This is a genomic window from Ruegeria sp. ABM4_193 (genome assembly GCF_056158705.1).
Genome location: NZ_JBSWTT010000001.1, coordinates 763,412 through 784,861 on the forward strand (window position 1 = coordinate 763,412; position 21,450 = coordinate 784,861).

General features: G+C 56.9%; 22 protein-coding genes. 13 read left to right on the top strand and 9 right to left on the bottom strand.

Annotated elements, in window-relative coordinates; all coding sequences use genetic code 11:
• Positions 1–69 precede the first annotated feature (69 nt).
• Positions 70–1,668, bottom strand: a complete 1,599-nt coding sequence (locus ACXADZ_RS03855) for a phosphoenolpyruvate carboxykinase (RefSeq protein ID WP_475192748.1) — start codon at positions 1,666–1,668, stop codon at positions 70–72.
• Between the two features lie 341 nt (positions 1,669–2,009).
• Between ACXADZ_RS03855 and ACXADZ_RS03860 the strand changes: the two genes are divergently transcribed.
• The 7 genes from ACXADZ_RS03860 to ACXADZ_RS03890 are packed head-to-tail and all read left to right on the top strand — an operon-like array spanning position 2,010 to position 7,429.
• A complete protein-coding gene (locus tag ACXADZ_RS03860; RefSeq protein WP_475192749.1) occupies positions 2,010–2,714 on the top strand; it encodes a response regulator transcription factor in 705 nt (234 codons plus the stop codon).
• A gap of 31 nt (positions 2,715–2,745) precedes the next feature.
• A complete protein-coding gene (locus tag ACXADZ_RS03865; protein ID WP_475192751.1) occupies positions 2,746–4,464 on the top strand; it encodes an ATP-binding protein in 1,719 nt (572 codons plus the stop codon).
• Between the two features lie 3 nt (positions 4,465–4,467).
• Positions 4,468–4,938: an HPr kinase/phosphorylase gene (locus ACXADZ_RS03870; RefSeq protein ID WP_475192752.1), complete on the top strand. Its 471-nt coding sequence runs from the start codon at positions 4,468–4,470 to the stop codon at positions 4,936–4,938.
• The gene (gene rapZ, locus ACXADZ_RS03875; protein ID WP_475192753.1) at positions 4,923–5,816 is read left to right on the top strand and encodes an RNase adapter RapZ; all 894 of its coding nucleotides are present in this window, start codon (positions 4,923–4,925) and stop codon (positions 5,814–5,816) included. Before ACXADZ_RS03870 ends, rapZ begins: the two co-directional genes overlap by 16 nt.
• Positions 5,813–6,205, top strand: coding sequence for a PTS sugar transporter subunit IIA (locus tag ACXADZ_RS03880; RefSeq protein WP_171096064.1), 393 nt, complete (start codon positions 5,813–5,815; stop codon positions 6,203–6,205). The genes rapZ and ACXADZ_RS03880 overlap by 4 nt, the downstream gene beginning before the upstream one ends.
• A 16-nt stretch (positions 6,206–6,221) precedes the next feature.
• Positions 6,222–6,491 carry an HPr family phosphocarrier protein gene (locus ACXADZ_RS03885; RefSeq protein WP_171096062.1) on the top strand — a complete coding sequence of 90 codons (270 nt, stop codon included), beginning with the start codon at positions 6,222–6,224 and terminating at the stop codon, positions 6,489–6,491.
• A 38-nt stretch (positions 6,492–6,529) separates the two neighbouring features.
• Positions 6,530–7,429 carry a lysophospholipid acyltransferase family protein gene (locus ACXADZ_RS03890; RefSeq protein ID WP_171180739.1) on the top strand — a complete coding sequence of 300 codons (900 nt, stop codon included), beginning with the start codon at positions 6,530–6,532 and terminating at the stop codon, positions 7,427–7,429.
• Between the two features lie 75 nt (positions 7,430–7,504).
• Here ACXADZ_RS03890 and ACXADZ_RS03895 read toward each other — a convergent pair whose 3' ends face one another.
• Positions 7,505–8,380, bottom strand: a complete 876-nt coding sequence (locus tag ACXADZ_RS03895) for a 3-hydroxybutyryl-CoA dehydrogenase (RefSeq protein WP_171188964.1) — start codon at positions 8,378–8,380, stop codon at positions 7,505–7,507.
• Positions 8,381–8,544: 164 nt separating this feature from the next.
• Here ACXADZ_RS03895 and ACXADZ_RS03900 point away from each other — a divergent pair, with 164 nt between their 5' ends.
• Complete coding sequence (locus ACXADZ_RS03900) at positions 8,545–9,348, top strand: DUF6473 family protein (protein WP_253746760.1); 804 nt, start codon at positions 8,545–8,547, stop codon at positions 9,346–9,348.
• A gap of 54 nt (positions 9,349–9,402) precedes the next feature.
• Here ACXADZ_RS03900 and ACXADZ_RS03905 read toward each other — a convergent pair whose 3' ends face one another.
• The 6 genes from ACXADZ_RS03905 to ACXADZ_RS03930 all read right to left on the bottom strand — a co-directional run bounded on the left by ACXADZ_RS03905 (position 9,403) and on the right by ACXADZ_RS03930 (position 13,681).
• A complete protein-coding gene (locus ACXADZ_RS03905; protein ID WP_171188966.1) occupies positions 9,403–10,332 on the bottom strand; it encodes an electron transfer flavoprotein subunit alpha/FixB family protein in 930 nt (309 codons plus the stop codon).
• Positions 10,332–11,090, bottom strand: a complete 759-nt coding sequence (locus tag ACXADZ_RS03910) for an electron transfer flavoprotein subunit beta/FixA family protein (RefSeq protein ID WP_475192759.1) — start codon at positions 11,088–11,090, stop codon at positions 10,332–10,334. The genes ACXADZ_RS03905 and ACXADZ_RS03910 overlap by 1 nt, the downstream gene beginning before the upstream one ends.
• A gap of 192 nt (positions 11,091–11,282) precedes the next feature.
• On the bottom strand, positions 11,283–11,855 hold the full coding sequence (locus tag ACXADZ_RS03915; RefSeq protein WP_171096051.1) for a cob(I)yrinic acid a,c-diamide adenosyltransferase: 573 nt from the start codon (positions 11,853–11,855) through the stop codon (positions 11,283–11,285).
• Entirely contained in the window at positions 11,856–12,059 is a 204-nt protein-coding gene (locus ACXADZ_RS03920; RefSeq protein WP_171180728.1) for a twin transmembrane helix small protein, read from the bottom strand. It abuts the gene before it with no gap.
• Between the two features lie 77 nt (positions 12,060–12,136).
• Positions 12,137–12,964, bottom strand: a complete 828-nt coding sequence (locus ACXADZ_RS03925) for an SDR family NAD(P)-dependent oxidoreductase (protein WP_475192761.1) — start codon at positions 12,962–12,964, stop codon at positions 12,137–12,139.
• A gap of 69 nt (positions 12,965–13,033) precedes the next feature.
• Positions 13,034–13,681 (bottom strand): SH3 domain-containing protein, encoded by a 648-nt coding sequence (locus ACXADZ_RS03930; RefSeq protein ID WP_475192763.1) that lies wholly within the window; start codon positions 13,679–13,681, stop codon positions 13,034–13,036.
• A gap of 206 nt (positions 13,682–13,887) precedes the next feature.
• Between ACXADZ_RS03930 and parC the strand changes: the two genes are divergently transcribed.
• From parC to ACXADZ_RS03955, 5 genes are all read left to right on the top strand, one after another.
• Positions 13,888–16,236 carry a DNA topoisomerase IV subunit A gene (gene parC / locus ACXADZ_RS03935; protein WP_475192765.1) on the top strand — a complete coding sequence of 783 codons (2,349 nt, stop codon included), beginning with the start codon at positions 13,888–13,890 and terminating at the stop codon, positions 16,234–16,236.
• 89 nt (positions 16,237–16,325) lie between these two features.
• Positions 16,326–16,916: a hypothetical protein gene (locus ACXADZ_RS03940; protein WP_171096044.1), complete on the top strand. Its 591-nt coding sequence runs from the start codon at positions 16,326–16,328 to the stop codon at positions 16,914–16,916.
• Between the two features lie 115 nt (positions 16,917–17,031).
• Complete coding sequence (tuf, locus tag ACXADZ_RS03945) at positions 17,032–18,207, top strand: elongation factor Tu (protein WP_171136109.1); 1,176 nt, start codon at positions 17,032–17,034, stop codon at positions 18,205–18,207.
• Between the two features lie 168 nt (positions 18,208–18,375).
• Positions 18,376–20,211: an amidohydrolase gene (locus ACXADZ_RS03950; protein WP_475192768.1), complete on the top strand. Its 1,836-nt coding sequence runs from the start codon at positions 18,376–18,378 to the stop codon at positions 20,209–20,211.
• 121 nt (positions 20,212–20,332) lie between these two features.
• Positions 20,333–20,590, top strand: coding sequence for a transferrin-binding protein-like solute binding protein (locus ACXADZ_RS03955; protein WP_475192770.1), 258 nt, complete (start codon positions 20,333–20,335; stop codon positions 20,588–20,590).
• An 86-nt stretch (positions 20,591–20,676) separates the two neighbouring features.
• Here the strand turns inward: ACXADZ_RS03955 and rpe are convergent, their stop codons facing one another.
• Positions 20,677–21,366 (bottom strand): ribulose-phosphate 3-epimerase, encoded by a 690-nt coding sequence (gene rpe, locus ACXADZ_RS03960; protein WP_171094455.1) that lies wholly within the window; start codon positions 21,364–21,366, stop codon positions 20,677–20,679.
• Positions 21,367–21,450: the final 84 nt, after the last annotated feature.

A 21,450-nucleotide genomic window follows, 5' to 3' on the forward strand; every position in this document is an offset into this window, starting at 1 on the left:
GATTGTACGAGCGGTTTCTGAATTGAACAAGGGGCCCGCAGGCCCCTTGTTTCTGTATCCGGTACCGCGTTAGCCAATCGCTACGGCTTTGATATCGTCGTCGATGAACGGCAGGTATTGTTCGAAGTTTTCGGCAAACATTTGAACCAGTTTCTCGGCTTGTTTGTCGAACGCGGACTGATCGTCCCAAGTGCGGCGCGGGTCCAACAGCACCTCGGCGACACCGGGTACGGAAACCGGTACATCAAAGCCGAAATTGGCGTCTTTGCGGAATTCAGCATCGCGCAGCGAACCATCCAGGGCTGCCGTCAGCAACGCGCGGGTCGCCTTGATCGGCATCCGGCTTCCTACGCCATACGCACCACCGGTCCAGCCGGTGTTCACCAGCCAGCAGGTCGCGCCATGCTGGGCGATCTTATCCCTCAACAGGTTACCGTATTCTTCCGGACGGCGCGGCATGAATGGCGCGCCAAAGCAGGTCGAGAACGTGGGCTGAGGCTCAGTCACACCACGTTCGGTCCCCGCAACCTTCGAGGTGAAGCCCGACAGGAAGTGATACATCGCCTGCGCCGGGGTCAGCCGCGCGATCGGAGGCAGAACACCAAAGGCGTCACAGGTCAGCATGATGATGTTCTTTGGATGGCCGCCCAAAGCGCTGCTGGATGCGTTCGAGATATACTCCAACGGATAGGCGCAGCGCATGTTGGCAGTCAGTGAATCGTCGTCGAAATCCAGCTCTTTGGTCTCGGGGTCGAAAACCATGTTCTCGATGACAGTGCCGAATTTACTGGTGGTCGCGTAGATTTCCGGCTCGGCCTCGGCGTTGAGGTTGATTGTCTTGGCATAACAGCCGCCCTCAAAATTGAAGGTGCCGCGATCCGACCAGCCGTGTTCGTCGTCCCCGATCAGAACACGGGCCGGGTCAGCCGACAAAGTTGTCTTGCCGGTACCTGACAGCCCGAAGAACACGGCGGTATCAACCGGGTTGCCAACGGCATGGTTGGCCGAGCAATGCATCGGCATCACACCTTTTTCCGGCAACATGTAGTTCAGCAGAGTGAAGACGGATTTCTTGTTTTCACCCGCGTATTCGGTGCCACCGATCAGAATCAGCTTACGATCAAAGTTCAGCGCAATCACCGTTTCACTGCGGCAGCCGTGCTTGGCCGGGTCGGCCTGGAAGCTGGGGCAGTTGATAATGGTGAAGTCGGCTGTGAAATCATCCAGATCCTCGCGATCCGGGCGGCGCAGCAAGTGGCGGATGAAAAGATTATGCCAGGCGAGCTCGGTGACCATACGCACGTTGATCGCGTATGCGGGGTCAGCACCGCCGACGAGATCCTGCACGAAGTAGTCGCGGCCTTTCATATGGGCCAGCATGTCTTGGTACAGCGCTTCAAAGCCTTCGGGGCTCATTTCGGCGTTGTTTTCCCACCAGATGGTGTCGACGACACTGTCGGTTTTAACGACGTGCTTGTCCTTGGGTGAGCGGCCGGTGAACTTGCCAGTGGTGACCAGAAACGCACCGCCGTTGCCAAGTGTCCCTTCGCCGCGCTTCAGCGCCTCTTCGATCAGCGCCGGTTCCATGAAGTTGTAATAGACATTGCCCAGACCCTCGATGCCCTGATCTTCGAGGCGGAATTGCGGGTTAACCCGTCCAGATGTCATGTGTGTCTTCTCCTGTGGCGGCGCGTGGCTTTGGCCGTTAGCGCCATTGGGGCAGTGAGCCGGGCAAACCGGCGGCTGGGCGCGTCTTATCACGGTCATTTGGGGCATGAACAGGCGGGTTGACGCAGTTAGCGCAACCAAGTCCGAGTTTAGCGCCACCACAAATTCAATGTTCGAAAAGCGGGCAGATTTTTGCGGGCAAAAAGGCAAATATGCCGCAGACCTGCCGCAACAAAGGCACGATTCGAGGTTACGGATTGATTCGGCGTCTTAAAACCGCCAACAATGCCTTACAAATAAGCGAATTATTGCGCGAGTGAGCAGGAATAGGGGTGAGCCCGATGTCAAAGATTGCACTGGTGGATGACGATAGAAACATTCTGACGTCCGTATCCATGACTCTTGAAGCCGAAGGTTTTGAGGTTGAAACTTTTAATGATGGCCAGGCCGCGTTGGATGCGTTCAACAAAAAGCTGCCGGATATGGCTGTGCTCGATATAAAAATGCCTCGGATGGATGGCATGGATCTGCTGCAGCGGCTGCGTCAGAAAACGCAGATGCCAGTGATCTTCCTGACCTCGAAAGATGACGAGATCGACGAGGTTCTTGGCCTGCGCATGGGCGCAGATGATTATGTAAAAAAGCCGTTCTCGCAGCGGTTGCTGGTTGAACGCATCCGCGCGTTGTTGCGCCGGCAAGAGGCAACAAGCGGCGACGCAGTGGCCGCCAACAGCAGTGACACCAAGGTTATGGAACGCGGTGACCTGCGGATGGATCCTCTGCGCCATGCAGTAAGCTGGAAAGGGAATGACGTGTCCCTGACCGTGACAGAGTTCTTGTTGTTACAAGCGCTTGCCCAGCGTCCGGGCTTTGTCAAAAGCCGTGACCAGCTGATGGATGTGGCTTACGACGATCAAGTTTATGTGGACGACAGGACAATCGACAGCCACATTAAGCGCCTACGCAAGAAAATGCGCGCAGCCGACCCCGAGTTCTCGGCGATCGAAACCCTGTATGGTATCGGTTACCGGTACAACGAAGAATAGGCGCGACGCCTGCAAGAGGTAATGGGCTCTCGTGCGCGACACCGAAGAAGCCAGAGAACTGCGCGACGGCGACGTCGTTCTTGGGGATGACTGGGTCATTCCCCAGGATCCCGAGTTTGCCGAGCTGAGGGAAAAGCGATCCCGGAGGAACCTGTTTTCTCTGCGTGGATCGCCTTTGGCCCGCAAGATCATCACCTTCAATCTGATCGCCTTGGTGATTCTGGTCACCGGGCTGCTGTATCTGGACAATTCGCGTAAAGAAAAGGTGCAGCAGACCGCGCGCAATCTGCTGGGCGACGCGCAGCTGGTCAGCAATGTCTTTGAAACTCAGCTGCGACAGGGCGCTCAAACCTCGGCGCAAAATGCCGGCAACTTGGACGTCAAGGATACGCTTTCAGGGCTCACACTTCCCGAAGGCGGCGAAGTCTTTGTCTATGACGCAAGCGGCACTCTGATCGGTTGGACGCGTGGCGCACCACAAATCTCTGACATGCCCGTGCTTCTTCGTTCGGAGTCCGAAGTGCAAACTGGCAGCACTGTCATCAGCGATACGCTGCATGCGGTGTGGATTGGCCTGTCCAACCTGTTCAACTGGTCGACCGAGACGGAATCTCCGACGCTGGCCCAGCGGGTTCAGGCGATTATTCCACAGGCGCTGGAAGGGCAAGCGCAGGTCCAAGCGGTGCAAGACAGCGCGGGGGACACGGTGATCGTTGCTGCCGCACCGATCCTGTATGCGGATAGTCCAGCCGGTGCGGTTGCCATTACCGGCCCAGCCGGGGAAATCGACGCGCTGGCCCGCCGCGAACAGGAACGCATTCTTCAGATGTTTGTGGTAGCCCTTCTGGTTTCCGTAGGTCTGAGCCTTGTGCTGGCCTCGACAATCGCCAACCCTCTGGCGGATCTGGCGGCGGCTGCTGAAATGGGCAAGGACCGCGGTACAGGGGTCAACCCCGGTCGTATCCGCATTCCTGATCTTAGCGCGCGCCCGGACGAAATTGGGCGTCTCAGCCGTGCGCTGCGGGGTATGGTGACAGCGCTCTACAATCGGATTGACGCGAATGAACAGTTCGCCGCTGACGTGGCCCATGAAATCAAGAACCCCTTGGCCAGCCTGCAATCCGCCGTTGGCACGCTGCGTATGGTCAAACGCGAGGATCAGCGCGACAAGTTGCTGGATGTGATTGAACATGACGTCCGGCGTCTGGACCGTCTGGTCAGCGATATCTCGAACGCCTCGCGTCTGGATGCGGAGCTGGTCAAAGAAGAAGAGCAACCTTTTGACCTTCTCAAGCTGCTGGGCAATCTGGGTCAGTATTTGGGCGAGGATGCACGCTCCAAAGGCATCGACTACATTACAGACCTTCCATCTGAACCGATCATCATCAACGGTCTCGAAGCCCGACTGGCGCAGGTTTTCGTCAACCTCATCACCAACGCCATTTCGTTCTGCGAGGAAAGCGATGCCATTCGCGTTTGGGTTCGTCAGCGCGACAATCGCGTTTTGGTCGTAGTTGAGGATACGGGCCCCGGCATTCCCGAACAGGCGCTGACCAAAGTGTTCAAGCGTTTCTACTCGCAGCGCCCGGCCGAGCATTTCGGCAATAACTCTGGTCTTGGTCTTGCGATCTCAAAGCAGATTGTCGAGGCCCATGGCGGTGTAATCTGGGCTGAAAACATACGCCCGACCGAGGCCGACATCACCTCGGATCCTCTTGGCGCGCGTTTCGTGGTGGGGCTGCCCGTTTAACCTATGCAAACCAATTTGCTGTCAGACGCCAAAAACCTGGACAAGGCGTGCGTTCATGCCTCCTGTGTTTCGGTTGACGGGCGCGGCGTGTTGATCATCGGTGCCTCTGGAACAGGTAAATCCGGGTTGGCCTTGCAGATGATGGCCTTTGGGGCAGACTTGGTTTCAGATGATCGTGTGATCCTTGAAATGGTCGAAGAGCGGGTCATTGCGTCCGCCGTTCCACACCTGCGCGGCTTGATCGAAGCACGCCACATCGGCCTGCTCAAGACCCCGGCGGTCGAGTCAACTCCGGTAACCTATGTCGTGGATCTGTCGCAGAGCGAGCCCGCGCGTTTTCCCGAACAGATCACCGTTCAAGTCCTGAGGCAAACTGTTCCCTTGCTTCGGGGCGCTGGCGTCCCCAATTTGGCAGCAGCATTAGTGCAGTTGCTAAAAAATGGGCGTGTAGACGCGGAATGGCCGAACACATGACTTCACAACGGCGGATCGTATTGGTCACTGGCCCATCAGGCGCAGGCCGGTCCACCGCGATCCACGTACTGGAAGATCTTGGCTTCGAGGCGATTGATAACCTGCCGATGGGGTTGTTGCTGCGCCTGCTCGATAGCGCCGAAAGCGACCGTCCAATGGCGCTGGGCGTTGATGCCCGCAATCGGGATTTTTCGACAATCGGATTTATCGAGTTGGCCGAAAAACTGGGTCGTATGGCGCAAGTGGATCTGACGGTTCTGTATCTGGATTGCAGTGATGACGTTCTGCTGCGTCGGTTTTCGGAAACCCGTCGCCGTCACCCGGTCGCAAGAGATGCAAGCCCGGAAACTGGCATCCGGCGTGAAAAAGAACTTCTGGCCCCGATCCGCGAGATTGCCGATACGCTGATCGACACCAGTCTTTTGAACGTGCATCAGTTACGCGAAGAGGTTGAAACCTGGTTTGCCCCCAAGGATGGGCGGCACCTGGCGGTTTCGATCGAATCTTTCTCGTATAAGCGCGGGCTGCCGCGCGGGCTGGATATGGTGTTCGACTGCCGGTTCCTTGCCAATCCCTACTGGCGCCCCGAGTTGCGTGCAGCGGATGGTCGACACCCGGATGTCGCGCACTATGTGCAATCGGACACGACCTATTTGCCGTTTTTTGAACGTGTCATGGATCTGCTAAATCTTTTGTTGCCCGCATTTCGGGCCGAAGGTAAAGCGCATCTGTCTGTGGCCTTTGGATGTACCGGGGGGCAACACCGCTCTGTTGCAATGGCCGAAGCCGTGGCAAAGGCCCTTGCCGAAGGTGGCCAGCAAGTGGCAATTAGGCATCGCGAAATGGAACGCCGGACGTTGAATGTGAGGTCGGATTGATCGGAATTGTGATCGTTGCGCATGGGGGGTTGGCTCAGGAATACCTGTCCGCCACACAGCATGTCGTTGGGCCGCAACCCGGTCTGGTGGCCATTGCAATTGAAGCTGAACACGACCGTGACGCCAAACAAGCCGAGATCTGCCAGGCAGCGGATAGCGTAGACATGGGCGATGGTGTCGTTGTTGTCACCGATCTGTTCGGCGGAAGCCCGTCGAATCTCAGCCTGAGGGCCTGTGCGCCTCAGGACCGGCGCATTCTTTATGGTGCCAACCTTCCTATGCTGATCAAATTGGCCAAAAGCCGCCACCTGCCTATCGGCGATGCCGTGCGACAGGCGATGGAGGCTGGACGGAAATACATAAATGCACAAAATGTGACATTGGAATAAGACCGGATTGACGACTATGACCAACCGAAGCCTTAAAATTATCAATGAAAAGGGCCTGCATGCCCGCGCCTCGGCAAAGCTGGTCGAGGTCGTAGAAGGGTTCGATGCTCGCGCCGAGGTGTCAAAAGACGGACTTTCTGCCTCAGGCGACAGTATTATGGGTCTTTTGATGTTGGCAGCTTCGCGCGGAACAACTATTGACGTCGAGACGTCGGGGCCGGATGCTGAGGCATTGGCGGAAGCTCTGGAAGCGCTTGTGAATGACAAGTTCGGAGAGGGGTTCTAATCCGCCCCGCCGCGACATGAAAACGGGAAGACCAGGAATTGGCGGAAACGACGCACGAGACCAAGACAAGCCCAGTGGTGGATGGGACCGCGGATGAGGGCGAAATCTACGACCGTAGAACCCTGACCTATGCGAACTCGTTTGACGATGCCTGGACTTCGACCGCCATTCGGGCCATCGAATGGTGCACTGGCAAGCTGACCATTCTGCGCATGGTCAACAAATTCGAAAAAAAGAACGAATACTATCGCGGCCAGCGGTTCTGGGGCGGTGCCCTTACGACTATGGGAATCGACCTGACCACACCTCAGGAACAGATTGCTCGGATTCCCAAAACCGGTCCCGTCGTTGTGGTTGCCAACCATCCGCACGGTATGGTCGATGGTATGATCCTGGCCGAGCTGATTGGACGGGTCCGCAGCGATTACCGCATTCTAACCCGCTCAGTTCTGACCGGCCTGGATGAGGCCGCAACATCCTTCATGATCCCGGTGCCTTTCCCGCACGACCCCGAGGCGCAAGCCAAGATGCTGGAGATGCGCGGCAAGGCCATGGAGCACCTGAAGAATGGCGGTGTAGTGGCCTTGTTCCCGTCAGGCGTGGTGATGTCATCGGATGACTGGTTTGGTCCAGCTATCGAGCGTGAATGGAACGTTTTCACCGCCAAAATGATCCGTCGCTCGGGCGCACAAGTGTTGCCGATTTTCTTTCCAGGCAGCAACTCGCGCTGGTACCAGATTGCCAATAAACTGTCGCCGATCCTGCGCCAGGGTTTGCTGCTGCATGAAATTGTCCGATCCTGCAACAAACCGCAATCGCCGGTTATCGGCGAGCCGATCGGTGATGAAGACATGGAACTGCTCGAGCGCGACCCGCGCGGCTTCATGGCATGGCTAAGGGATCGCACAATGTCCTTGGGCCAATCAAACAAAGCCTGATCCGCGTCTTCATCTGGCCAAAAGTACCTCGGGGGTGAGCCCGGATGAAATCCGGGTGAGGGGGCTGGCCCCCTTTCAACGTGTTGGAACCGGAACCTCTCCGCGATAGTCGTAAAACCCACGCTCGGTCTTGCGGCCCAGCCAGCCAGCCTCGACATATTTCGTCAACAGCGGGCAGGGGCGGTACTTGGTGTCTGCCAGACCGTCGTGCAAGACGTTCATGATCGCCAGGCAGGTATCCAGCCCGATAAAGTCCGCCAATTCCAGCGGGCCCATCGGATGATTCGCGCCCAGCTTCATCGACTGGTCGATGGATTGAACGCTGCCGACGCCTTCATACAGGGTATAAACGGCTTCGTTGATCATCGGCATCAAGATCCGGTTAACGATAAAGGCCGGGAAATCTTCGGCGCTTGCGGCGGTTTTACCAAGGCGATCGACCACTGCCTTGCAAGCGCTGAATGTCTCTTCGTCCGTGGCGATGCCCCGGATCAGTTCCACCAGCTGCATGACCGGCACCGGGTTCATGAAGTGAAAGCCCATAAACCGCTCTGGCCGGTCGGTGCGGCTGGCCAGGCGCGTAATCGAGATGGATGACGTATTCGACGTCAAGATTGTATGCGGCAGCAGATGCGGCTGCAGGTCCTCAAAGATAGCCTGCTTGATCGTCTCCCGCTCGGTTGCGGCTTCGATGACCAGATCGGTTTGACCAAGACGGGGCAGTTCCAACGTTGTCGTAATACGTGTCAGTGCACCCTGCATATCGTCGTCGCTGATCTTGCCGCGAGAAGCCTGACGCGCCAAGTTGCCTTCGATAACAGACACAGCTTTAGTCAGCGCGTCCTGGCTGACATCGTTCAGCAAGACCTCGTATCCCGCCAAGGCCAGGACATGGGCAATCCCATTTCCCATCTGACCCGCGCCAATAACTCCGACCGATTTGATTTCCATGTCCAGCTGCCTCTGCCCTGAAGGTTATCGCGACAGTATCGGCAGAGCGGGGCAGGCGGCAAGGGGATCGAACCTGTCAATTTTGCTTCAAATGCGCGCATTAGGAATTTCTCAACATCTGCGGCCGCAAGATGGCAACCGGGTGAGAAAATGGGGGGCTTGATATGAGCTTTCATCAATCTGGCGGTGGTGGAGACGCCGCCTGTCAATACATGGGGTCCAAACTGTGGTTTCGAGGCCCGCCGGGCGATCTGAGCAAGCCCTATGTGGCCTGTCTGGGCGGAGAGGAGACCTTTGGCCGGTTTGTTGAGAATCCGTTTCCAGTTGAGCTTGGCCAGCGTTTAAAGCTGCCCTGCATCAATTTCGGCAGCCTATTTTGTGGTTTTGAGGCCATGCTGGGTGACCCGGTGCTTTCGGAACTGGTGAATGCGTCGGAATTTTGCGTATTGCAGGTCCCCGATCTGCCGTACCAGTCGAACCGATTCTACCGGGTGCATCCGCGCCGCAATGATCGTTTCGTGGAACCTACGCTCGATCTGGTACAGTTATATCCAGAGGTCGATTTCACGGAAATCCACTTCGTGCGGCATCTGTTGGATCGGCTGCGCGCCGAACAGGGCGCCCGTTTCGAAATTGTCGTGCAAGAGCTGCAAGAAGCTTGGTTGCGCGCTTGTTCAAAGCTGGTTCGCCGCATAGAGCCGCCAGTCATACTGCTTTGGCTTCATGTGCAAAGGCAGGCCGGTCTGCATAGCGATCCTGTCTTGCCGGATGCCGCGATGATCGAACGGCTTCGACCCTTCTGTAGCGGCGTCGTTGAATGTTCGGTTTGCGTGACGGCAGTGTCAGACACGTTAGAGGATGTGTTGTTTGGGACGTTGCAGCAGCCGATGGCCGAGCATGTCATTGGCCCGTCCGCGCACAGAGAGATCGCCGGGAAACTACTACCTGTTTTGCGGGACTTGAACTGAAAAAGGCCCGCCTGTTGGCGGGCCTTCAAAGACGTGTCGAAGAAAACTTTGGCTTCAGCCGAGTTTCTCTGTCAGTTCCGGGACGGCCTGGAAAAGGTCTGCGACCAGTCCGAAGTCGGCGACCTGGAAGATCGGGGCTTCTTCGTCTTTGTTGATCGCAACGATGACCTTCGAGTCTTTCATACCAGCAAGGTGCTGGATCGCGCCCGATATGCCGACGGCGACATACAGATCGGGGGCAACAACCTTACCGGTCTGCCCCACTTGCCAGTCGTTCGGGGCATAGCCCGAGTCAACGGCGGCGCGCGAGGCGCCAACTGCCGCACCCAGCTTGTCGGCCAGGGTTTCGATCAGTTTGAAGTCCTCTTCCGAGCCGACGCCACGGCCGCCCGAGACAACAACACCAGCCGAGGTCAATTCAGGACGATCGCTCTCGGCAACCTTGTCCTCGACCCACGACGACAGACCTTCGGAGGCCGGGACCGAGATGGTTTCGACCGGGGCCGAACCGCCTTCGCCCGCTGCATCAAAGCTGGCGGTCCGCAGGGTGACGACCTTCTTGGCGTCGGAGGATTTCACTGTCTGGATCGCGTTACCCGCATAGATCGGGCGCTCGAAGGTTGAGCCATCAACCACGCCTGACGCGTCCGAGATCACCATCACGTCTAGCAGCGCAGCAACGCGCGGCATCACGTTCTTGGCGTCGGTGGTCGCAGGGGCCACGATGTGCTCGTAGCCATCAGCCAGCGACACGATCAGCGCCGCAGTCGATTCCGCCAGGCGGTGACCCAGCGAGGCATCTTCGGCGACCAGAACTTTCGACACACCGTCGATCTTGGCGGCGGCCTCACCGGCAGCGGCAGCGGAACCACCTGCGGCCAGAACGGTCACATCGCCCAGAGCTTTCGCAGCGTTGACGGCCTTGGCGGTGGCGTCCATCGACAGCTCACCATTGTTAACTTCAGCCAGCAGAAGTACAGCCATTACACAGCCCCCGCTTCTTTGAGTTTCTCGACCAGCTCGTCGACCGAGCCCACGACGATACCAGCGGCACGTGCCGGCGGCTCGTCAGTTTTGACAATCTCCAGACGCGGGGTGACGTCGACGCCGTAATCGGCGGCGGTTTTTTCATCCAGCGGCTTTTTCTTCGCCTTCATGATGTTCGGCAGCGACGCATAGCGCGGCTCGTTCAGGCGCAGGTCAACGGTGACGATGGTCGGCATCTTGACGCTGATAGTCTGCAGACCGCCGTCCACTTCACGGGTGATCTTGGCGCTGTCGCCTTCGATGTCCAGCTCGGACGCGAAGGTACCTTGCGACCAGCCCAGCAGAGCCGACAGCATCTGACCGGTGGCGTTCATGTCGTTGTCGATCGCCTGCTTGCCCGCCAGAACGATGCCCGGCTGCTCTTCCTCGACCACTTTGGCCAGGATCTTGGCAACGGCCAGCGGTTCGATGTCGGTGTGCACGTCATCAGCGGCCATAACCAGGATCGCGCGGTCTGCGCCCATCGCCAGGGCGGTGCGCAGCGTTTCCTGTGCTTGCTTGACGCCGATCGAAACGGCAACAACTTCGTCGGCTTTACCCGCTTCTTTCAGACGAATTGCCTCTTCGACAGCAATCTCGTCAAACGGGTTCATCGACATTTTCACATTGGCGAGATCAACACCGCTCCCATCCGCTTTCACGCGGACCTTAACGTTGTAGTCAATCACGCGCTTGACAGGCACCAGTACCTTCATTTTTGCGTATGCTCCTCAAAAAAACGGCAAGCCGCTGTGGCGACTCCACCAATGCTCTCGACGGACTAGATAGCGCCTGCGGCAGTGGCACAACAGAGCAAAATCGTCACGTCATGGCGTTGGGACGTCGCGTTTTGCGGTTTTTTTCGCAGAGGGGCGGGCGCTGCCGCCTGAATCCTCTGCAATTCGGGATCAGCGGTTCGCGCCGGGAACCCACAAAACGTCATCTTTGCCGTTGTTATTTGCGCAACGTGCGGCGACAAAGAACCAGTCGCTCAGGCGGTTGAGGTATTTGACCGCAACGTCGTTGACCGGCTCCATATTCGTCAATTCAACTGCCAGCCGTTCTGCGCGGCGCGACACGGTACGGCACACGTGCAAATGTGCAGCCAGACGCGATCCGCCTGGCAGGATGAAGCTGCGCAGCGGTTCAAGATGTTCGTTCATTACATCGATTTCGGCTTCGAGCCGATCGATCTGAGATGGCACAATACGCAGAGGCGGATAGTCGGCCTCGGCGTCCTTATCCATGTCCGGGCGGCAGAAATCTGCACCCAGGTCGAACAGGTCATTCTGAATGCGCGATAGTGCCGCGTCCGTTTCGCCCTCAGCCTCGCTTCTGGCTACACCGACAAAGGCGTTCAATTCGTCTACCGTGCCATATGCGGCAACGCGGCCTGCGTATTTGGCAACGCGCTCGCCATTGCCCAGAGCCGTTTTGCCGTCGTCGCCCGTGCGAGTGTAAATCTTGTTGAGAACGACCATTTATTGCACCCCTTGTCCGCGCAGATAGACGAATAGAACGATCAGCACCACGGCAATGAACTGAAAGAGGATACGCAGCCGCATCATCTTGTTGCTTTTCTTTGCGGCTTCCATGCCGCTTTTGCCGAAATTCGCAATGCCCAAGGTCAGCACAACGACAACCGCCGCCATAGCCAAAAGCAGTACGACCATCAAAAGGTCCATTTTAAGTCACCGTCCGGTTTTTTCGATTATGACCCATCTAGCGTTGAGAGGTCAAAAAGCGAACGGGAAATTTCACCTCAGATATCTGAGAGGATCCGGTCAGTGGCTTTTGTGGGCAAAATCCGCCGCAGAACTCCGGCCACATATGTGGGCGTCGTCACGTAATAACGCGGTTTGGGGCGTCGCGCTTCGACCGCGTGGGCCAGTTTGTTTGTCACAGCAGAGGCCGGTAGCTCGAACTTATCGGGTCCGCTGCTTTCATAAAGACGTTTTAGCAAAGAGGCTTCGTACTTTGACCGCAGGGCCGAGTTTTCCCAGTCGATGTACTTTTCGAACATCGGAATCGCCTTTTCCCGCAGCTTCGATGTTATGGGTCCGGGCTCGATCAGAACCACATGGATGCCGGTGTCGCGCAATTCCAGCCGCATCGTATCGGTCAGACCCTCGATGGCATATTTAGTGGCGACATAAGCGCCTCTCCAGGGAAAGGCGATAAGGCCCAAAACTGAAGAGCATTGAACAATTCGGCCGTGACCTTGTTCCCGCATAACGGGAATTATTTGGCGCGTCAGCTCATGCCATCCGAAGACATTGGTTTCGAAGATATGGCGCAATCCATCGGTCGGCACGTCTTCGACCGCCCCAGGCAGGCCGTGGGCGCCGTTGTTGAACAAAGCATCCAGAGTACCGCCCGTCGCCTCAAGTATGGATGACACACCTGAAGTTATGCTCTGGTGGTCGGTATAGTCAATTCTTGGACTTTCAAAGCCTTGTGCGCGCAAACGATCACAATCGCGCTGCTGGCGACAAGATGCGAAGACACGCCATCCACGTGCACGCATTCCGTGTGCCGCATCCAGGCCGATGCCCGAAGAGCATCCCGTAATTAGAATCGATTTCTGCATAAGCCTTCCGCACATTTACACCGCCAATAGCTATGGCGGGGTTTGCGGCAGGGCAATGACACTCTGGCGTCAGTTTGTTGTTTTCCGGACCAGTGATGCGGAAATCCACCCAACCTGTTGCCCGGGCAACACGCGCAGGCGTAGCCAGCCCGTGCCCGATTCGCTCAATACCTCGACTTGCTGGCCAAGACCGGCTTTGCCAATGATCGGATAGATGGTTCCGGGGCCGTCCCGCAGGTTGACGCGGGTGCCCGAAATCTCGCGAATGTCCTTGGGTGGTTCAACGGTCGAGGACAGGTCCACTGTTGGCAGTTCGGCATCTGTGGTGACCTGTTCAAGCGAGGCGACGCCTTGTTCCAGCGACGCCAAGGTAAGCGTAACATTCTCGTCGCTAAACAACGATGGGTTTGCCTTTAGACCCGCAGCCACCTGCGATAGAAGCGCTTTGGTTTCTTCTTCGCCCAGCTCGGCGACAGGTTCGGTAGTCACCTGCGCCACTTCGGCAGTCACCGGCACCACAGGTTCAGATTTGATGGCCGCTTGTGTGACAAGGTTTTCAACCGGCGCAGGTTCGACCACCGGGGCAGCCGGTTTTGGTGCAACGGCAACGCGTTCAGGTTTAGCTTCGCGCACACCGCGCGGTTCAAAGTCGGGACCTCCGCTCATCACGTAAAAGGTCCAGCCGAGAGCGGCAAAAGTAACAAGTATCAGGCGCATAGTGGCCGTCCCCCAAGGTAATCGTAACAACAATTTTAGGCAGCAATTATTCAATTGTTGGAATGGTAGCATAATTGTAAGTCCGAGTCGAAAATTCGGGGAAAACACACACTTGCCTCCCCCTGTTGCAAAAAGCGCGACTTGTCCCCAGCAAAATACTTGCTGCTTGCTTTACCAAGGCGCGCTTGCGTCGTATCACATCATATATGAACGATACCATCGACGACCCCAACATGGAGGCCCCCGAAGGTGGGGGCGAGGTAGCCGAACCGCTGCGCCGCGCGATAGGTGAGCGCTATCTGACCTATGCGCTCTCTACCATCATGCATCGCGCCCTGCCTGACGCGCGCGACGGGCTGAAGCCGGTTCACCGGCGAATCCTCTATGCGATGAGGGAATTGCGACTCAGTGCAACCGGAGGTTTTCGGAAGTCCGCCAAGATTTCGGGCGATGTGATGGGTAACTATCACCCGCACGGCGATGCCGCGATCTACGACGCGATGGCGCGATTGGCGCAGGACTTCAACGTCCGTTACCCGTTGGTCGACGGGCAAGGGAACTTTGGCAATATCGACGGGGATAACCCGGCTGCTTCGCGATACACCGAGGCGCGGATGACCATCGTCGCCGAAGCGCTGCTTGAAGGGTTGAACGAAGACGCTGTCGATTTCCGCGACAACTATGACGGCACCCTGACCGAACCGGTGGTGTTGCCTGCGCAATTCCCCAACCTTTTGGCCAATGGTGCCAGCGGAATCGCTGTGGGTATGGCGACGAACATTCCGCCGCACAACATTGCGGAGCTGTGCGATGCCTGCCTGCATCTGATCAAGACGCCGGATGCCCGCGACGATACGTTGCTGAATTACGTGCCTGGACCGGACTTTCCGACCGGTGGCGTCATTGTTGAGCCGCCCGAGAACATCGCGCAGGCCTATCGCACCGGGCGCGGCTCATTCCGGCTGCGTTGCAAATACGAGGTTGAAGATCTGGGGCGCGGCCAGTGGCAGATCATCGTCACTGAGATTCCGTATCAGGTTCAGAAATCCAAGCTGATCGAAAAGATCGCAGAGCTGATCCAGACCAAGAAAATCCCGATTCTCGCCGATGTGCGCGACGAATCTGCTGATGACATCCGACTGATCCTTGAGCCTCGATCTAAAAACGTGGACCCCGAGGTGCTGATGGGCATGCTCTATCGCAATTCGGACCTTGAAGTGCGGTTCAGTCTGAACATGAACGTGCTGATCGACGGCGTCACGCCCAAGGTCTGTTCGATGAAGGAAGTGCTGCGTGCCTTCCTTGATCACAGACAAGAGGTGCTAATCCGACGCTCGCGTCACCGCATGGCGAAGATCGACCATCGGTTGGAGGTCTTGGAGGGCTTTATCGTCGCCTTCCTGAACCTTGATCGTGTGATCGACATCATCCGCTATGACGACGACCCCAAAGCCGCGCTGATGCGCGAGGATTGGGGCATCGACCACGTCCGCGCCACCGATGAGTTTGACTACGTCACGCCCAAGCTGGGTGAGGGCGAACTGTCCGAGGTTCAGGTCGACGCCATCCTGAACATGCGCTTGCGCAGCTTGCGCCGTCTGGAAGAGATGGAATTGGTCCGCGAACGTGACGAGTTGATGCTGGAACGCGCCAATCTCGAAGACCTGCTGGCCGATCCCGCCCTGCAATGGGCCAAGATTGCCGAGCAGTTGAAAGAGACCAAGAAAACTTTCGGCAAAGACTACGACGGCGGCGCGCGTCGCACGATGTTCGCCGAGGCCGGACAAGTCGAGGAAGTTCCGCTTGAGGCAATGATCGACAAGGAGCCGATCACGGTCGTCTGCTCTCAGATGGGCTGGATTCGCGCCATGACAGGCCATATCGACCTGAAGCGCGAATTGAAGTTCAAAGATGGTGATGGCCCGCGTTTCATTTTCCACGCGGAAACCACAGATCGCCTGCTGGTGTTTGCTTCGAATGGGCGATTCTACACTGTCAGTGCGGCCAATCTACCCGGTGGACGGGGTATGGGCGAACCGCTGCGCCTGATGGTCGATCTTCCGAACGAGGCGCAGATCATCGATATCCTGATCCATAAGCCGGGGCGTAAGCTGCTGGTGGCCTCGGATGCGGGCAACGGATTCATGGTGCCCGAAGATGACGTGCTGGCACAGACCCGTAACGGCAAACAGGTATTGAATGTAAAAGGCGACGAGACGGCGATGATCTGCAAGCCGGTCGCAGGAGATCACGTGGCTGTCGTGTCTCAGAACGGCAAATTTCTCGTGTTCCCAACAGAAGAGCTTCCCGAGATGACCCGTGGCAAAGGTGTGCGCTTGCAGAAATACAACATGGCGCGCGGGCGTCAGGGTACGCTGGAGCTGGATGGAGGGTTGTCCGACATTACCACCTTCAACTGGGAAGAGGGGCTGAAATGGTCCATGGGTGGCGACAAAACCCGGCACGAGGCCGACATGTCCCAATGGCTGTCGAAACGTGCCAGCGTTGGTAAAAAACCGCCCTATGGCTTCCCGCGGGATTACAAGTTCTCGTGATCGCAAAAGTGGAAATCTGCCGATACGGGTTGGCACAAGCCGCATCGGTGCGCTAGATCAAAGAAAAACAGGCCTATCGAGACGAGACCATGTTGCGCATTCTGACCTTGATCACCGGATTGGCCCTAATGGGCGCTTGCACGCAGACGCAGTTATACGAAGAGCCCGAGTCGTTGGGCGAATTCAAGCTGCGCGTCAACTACGCGTTCGCTGATAAGGCCGTTCAGGGACCGGTCAGCCGGGACGCCACCCCGGACGAATGGACCGCGGCGATTCAGAATGCGGTCGATATTCGCCTGGGACGTTATGAAGGGGCTCAGGAATACGACATCGGCATCAGTCTGGAAGGCTATATGCTGGCCCCGCCCGGCATACCCGTGATCTACAATCCCAAAAGCACCGCGATTGTGTTGGTCAATGTCTATGATGTTAAGAAAAAAGAGTTCCTTGCCAAAGGAAAGCAATTTCAGGTGTTGGAAGACACGACAGGTGGAAGTGCGCTGAAAGGGTCGGGGCATGAGCGCACCAAGGAAGAACAAATGAGCGGTCTGGCACTCAAAGTTGCTGATCGCGTCGAGGAATGGCTAGCCGAAGAACACCTTGAGCAAGGGTGGTTCGACAAGCGCCCCAACCTGATCCAACCGCTGGAATCTGTCGAGGTCACGCAAAATCCGGCGTGATCGGCGTATTTCCCTCAGGATGTGCTTGATTTTCCCCCCTGAACCAAATATCTCGCGCGCGCAGATGTAACCACGGGACCAAGGGTCCCCCAAATCGCAAAAGGGCGCCTGAGGAATGGCAAAGGAAAAGTTTGAGCGTACAAAACCGCACGTCAACATCGGCACGATTGGCCACGTTGACCACGGCAAGACCACGCTGACCGCAGCAATCACCAAGTATTTCGGTGACTTCAAAGCGTATGACCAGATTGACGGTGCGCCGGAAGAAAAAGCGCGCGGCATCACCATCTCGACCGCCCACGTGGAATACGAGACCGACAACCGCCACTATGCGCACGTTGACTGCCCCGGCCACGCCGACTACGTCAAGAACATGATCACTGGTGCTGCCCAGATGGACGGCGCGATCCTGGTTGTGAACGCAGCAGACGGCCCGATGCCGCAGACGCGTGAGCACATCCTGCTGGGCCGCCAGGTTGGCATCCCGAAGATGGTCGTGTTCATGAACAAAGTTGACCAGGTTGACGACGAAGAGCTGCTGGAACTGGTGGAAATGGAAATCCGCGAGCTGCTGTCTTCGTATGAATACCCCGGCGACGATATTCCGATCATCGCAGGTTCGGCTCTGGCCGCGATGGAAGGCAACAACCCGGAAATCGGCGAAGAGAAGATCAAGGAACTGATGGCGGCTGTTGATGAGTACATCGACACCCCTGAGCGTGCTGTTGACCAGCCGTTCCTGATGCCGATCGAAGACGTGTTCTCGATCTCGGGCCGTGGTACCGTTGTGACCGGCCGTGTTGAGCGTGGCGTGATCAACGTTGGCGACGAGATCGAAATCGTCGGCATCCGCGACACTTCGAAAACCACCTGCACCGGTGTTGAGATGTTCCGCAAGCTGCTGGACCGCGGTGAAGCAGGCGACAACATCGGCGCGCTGCTGCGTGGTGTTGACCGTGACGGCGTTGAGCGTGGCCAGGTTCTGTGTAAGCCGGGTTCGGTTACACCGCACACCAAGTTCGAAGCCGAAGCCTACATCCTGACCAAGGAAGAAGGCGGTCGTCACACCCCGTTCTTCGCGAACTACCGTCCGCAGTTCTACTTCCGTACAACTGACGTGACCGGCACCGTGACCCTGGCCGAAGGCACCGAGATGGTCATGCCCGGCGACAACGTGTCGTTCGGCGTTGAGCTGATCGCACCGATCGCGATGGAGCAGGGCCTGCGCTTCGCCATCCGCGAAGGCGGCCGCACCGTCGGCGCTGGCGTCGTTTCCAAAATTATTGAATAATTTTGGAAAGCGGTGGGCGGCAGTTGCTCTGAAAGAGCAATGAGAGCCCACACCGTTGAACTAAAGAAGGCCGTCCTACAGGGGGCGGCCTTTTTCTTTTTCGGAAACGCCCGCCAAAATGCTACCCTCTTTCATATTGAGACATTGCAATTCGAAAGAGGTCATAAGATGCACGTATCGGCTCGTTCACTCTGTCTTGTTGCGGCACTCGCGTTTTCGTCTTCTTCGGCGGCGTCCCAACAAATCGCAGATCGAATCTATCTCGGTGGTCCAATTGTCACGATGAATGACGAAGGCCCCTCTGCCGAAGCCGTTGCAGTCAAAGATGGGCGCATTCTGGCCGTCGGATCGCTATCTGATCTGTCCACACATCAAGGGGATGGAACGGAAACCTTCAATCTGAACGGACGCGCGATGCTGCCGGGCTTTGTGGACAGCCACGGTCATGTCGTCATGGGTGGATTGCAGGCTTTGTCCGCCAACCTCCTTGCGCCGCCGGATGGGGACGTCGTAGATATTGCAACCCTGCAATCAACACTGTCCAACTGGGCCGCTGAGAATTCGGCAGCCGTTGAACAGGTGAAAATGATCATCGGCTTTGGCTATGACAATGCGCAACTGAAAGAATTGCGTCACCCGACACGGCAAGATCTGGACATGGTGTCCGAGGATTTGCCTGTGATCATCATTCATCAATCCGGTCATCTGGGGGTCGCAAATTCTAAAGCTCTGGAGTTGGCAGGTATCACCGCCGCTTCAGAGGCACCTCCTGGCGGGGTCATTCAGCGCGATGAAGCCGGAGAACCCAATGGTGTTTTGGAAGAATACGCGTTCTTTTCGGTCCTCGTTCCCATACTTGGAAATCTGGGCGAGGAGGGCTTGGCGGCCTTTGCCAGAGCCGGAACTGAACTTTGGGCAAAGTTTGGATATACGACCGGACAAGAAGGCCGATCTTCGGGAGAGATTGTCGAGGTGCTCAAGAAAGTTGCTGCCGAAGATGGTTTGCCCATAGACGTGGTTGCTTTTCCAGATGTGTTGGAGTCGAGAAACTATATCGGAGAAAACACCTCGGCGGATTACGGTAACCGTGTTCGGGTCGGCGGCTGCAAGCTGACAATCGACGGCTCGCCGCAAGGTTTCACGGCGTTGCGGGACCGACCCTATTACAACCCGGTTGGAAATTACGCCGCCGGGTATGCCGGTTATGCCGCAATAACGATGGAGCAGCTTCAGGATGCGGTGAACTGGTGTTATGAGAATGGCTTCCAGATCCTCGTGCATTCCAACGGCGAAGGGGCATCTGACATGTTGATCGCAGCCCTTGAAGAGGCGCAGATCAAATATGGTGACCCGGGCAATCGCCCTGTTTTGATCCACGGCCAATTTCTAAGAGAGGATCAGGTCGCCAGTTTTAAACGGCTGGGCGTGTTTCCATCGCTGTTCCCGATGCATACATTCTATTGGGGTGATTGGCACCGGGATCATACTGTGGGGCCGGTCAACGCTGACAACATCTCACCCACGGGATGGCTGCGAGAACGTGACATGATGTTCGGGACACATCACGATGCCCCGGTCGCATTTCCCGACAGCATGCGTGTACTTGCCGCGACCGTTACGCGTCGCACACGGTCGGGCGACATTTTGGGACCGCATCAGAGGGTCGACGTCATGACTGCCCTGAAAGCCATGACAATTTGGCCTGCCTGGCAGCATTTCGAAGAAGATGAAAAGGGCTCTATCGAAGTTGGAAAAGTTGCGGATTTTGTGATCCTTTCGGATGACCCCACAGCGGTCGACCCCGAAACGCTGGCAGAGCTTGAAGTGCTTGTAACTGTAAAAGGCGACGAGGTCGTCTATGAAGCAGATGAAGGCGTCCGAGAGGGTAACTTGCAGTTCTCGCCATTTTCAAACGACCCTGTGATTGCCCATCTTTTTCTGCATGCGGTTTATCAGGGCATGAAAGTTGAAGACCCATGGCTTGTAGGAAAGGAGCTTGAGTGAACGGCCCGACGAAACCAGAGGTGCGGGCACCAGTAAAAAAACGATCAAACCGATGTCGCTTTGTCAAAAGCGTCGTTCCAGCCCAAGCTCGAAATTGGTCTCAGTAAAACTATAGGCCGGGATGTCGGACTCCGTTCGACTGTACTCAATCAAACCAAACGGGGAAAACCCGTTTCCAATGAACAGGTCGTTCTTTTCAATCCGTAAACGCGACCCCCAAGAGGTTTCGTTTGGTGTTATCGCGACGACTTATGGGCCAGGGACAAATGGCGAAGCTTACGGAGTGTTTTATGGCCCGAACGCCGAAGAAGTTGGTGGGACGTTCCAAGCGTCCGGCGCCAACGGCGTATCGCATATCGGGTCGTTCGGCGCGGATTGATAGACGGAAAGGAGCCCTTTTTGTGAAGGGCTCCTTTCACCGTCGGTAAAGAGCTGAGCTACTGGCCGGTAATGTCAGTCTCGAAACTAGGACAACGCTGATTGTGCTGCTGCGCGTACAGCACGGATGTTCTCACCGTACACGTCCGGCTGGTCCACCGATCCACCTTTGAAAACAGCCGAACCGGCCACCAGTACGTCGGCACCTGCAGCTGCGACCAACGGGGCAGTTTTTGGATCCACGCCACCATCGATTTCGATATGTACCGGACGGTCACCAATCATTTCGCGCAGCTTGCGCACCTTGCCGGTCATATCGATGAATTTCTGACCTCCGAATCCGGGGTTCACCGTCATTACACAAACCAGATCGGTAAGATCCAGCAGGTGCTCGACCGCTTCTGCCGGCGTTCCGGGGTTCAGGGCGACGCCTGCTTTCATACCTGCCGCGCGGATCGCTTGCAGGGTGCGATGTGTATGCGGCCCCGCCTCGACATGTGCGGTCAGAATGTCCGCTCCGGCATCGGCATACGCCTGGATGTAAGGATCAACAGGGGTGATCATCAGGTGTACATCCATCACGGTTTTCACGTGCGGGCGGAAGGCTTTGACGGCGGGTGGGCCAAAGGTCAGGTTCGGAACGAAATGACCATCCATGACATCCACGTGGACCCAATCCGCGCCTTGTGCCTCGATGGCCTGAATCTCTGCTCCGAAGTTGGCGAAGTCGGCAGACAGGATCGATGGAGCAATCTTGATGGTGCGGTCAAAGCTCATGATGGCCTCGTATCAGAAAAAGAGTCGCCGAAGCGTATACCTGTGGGGCAGGGGGATGGATAGCCCCCGCAACGGCTGGTCCGT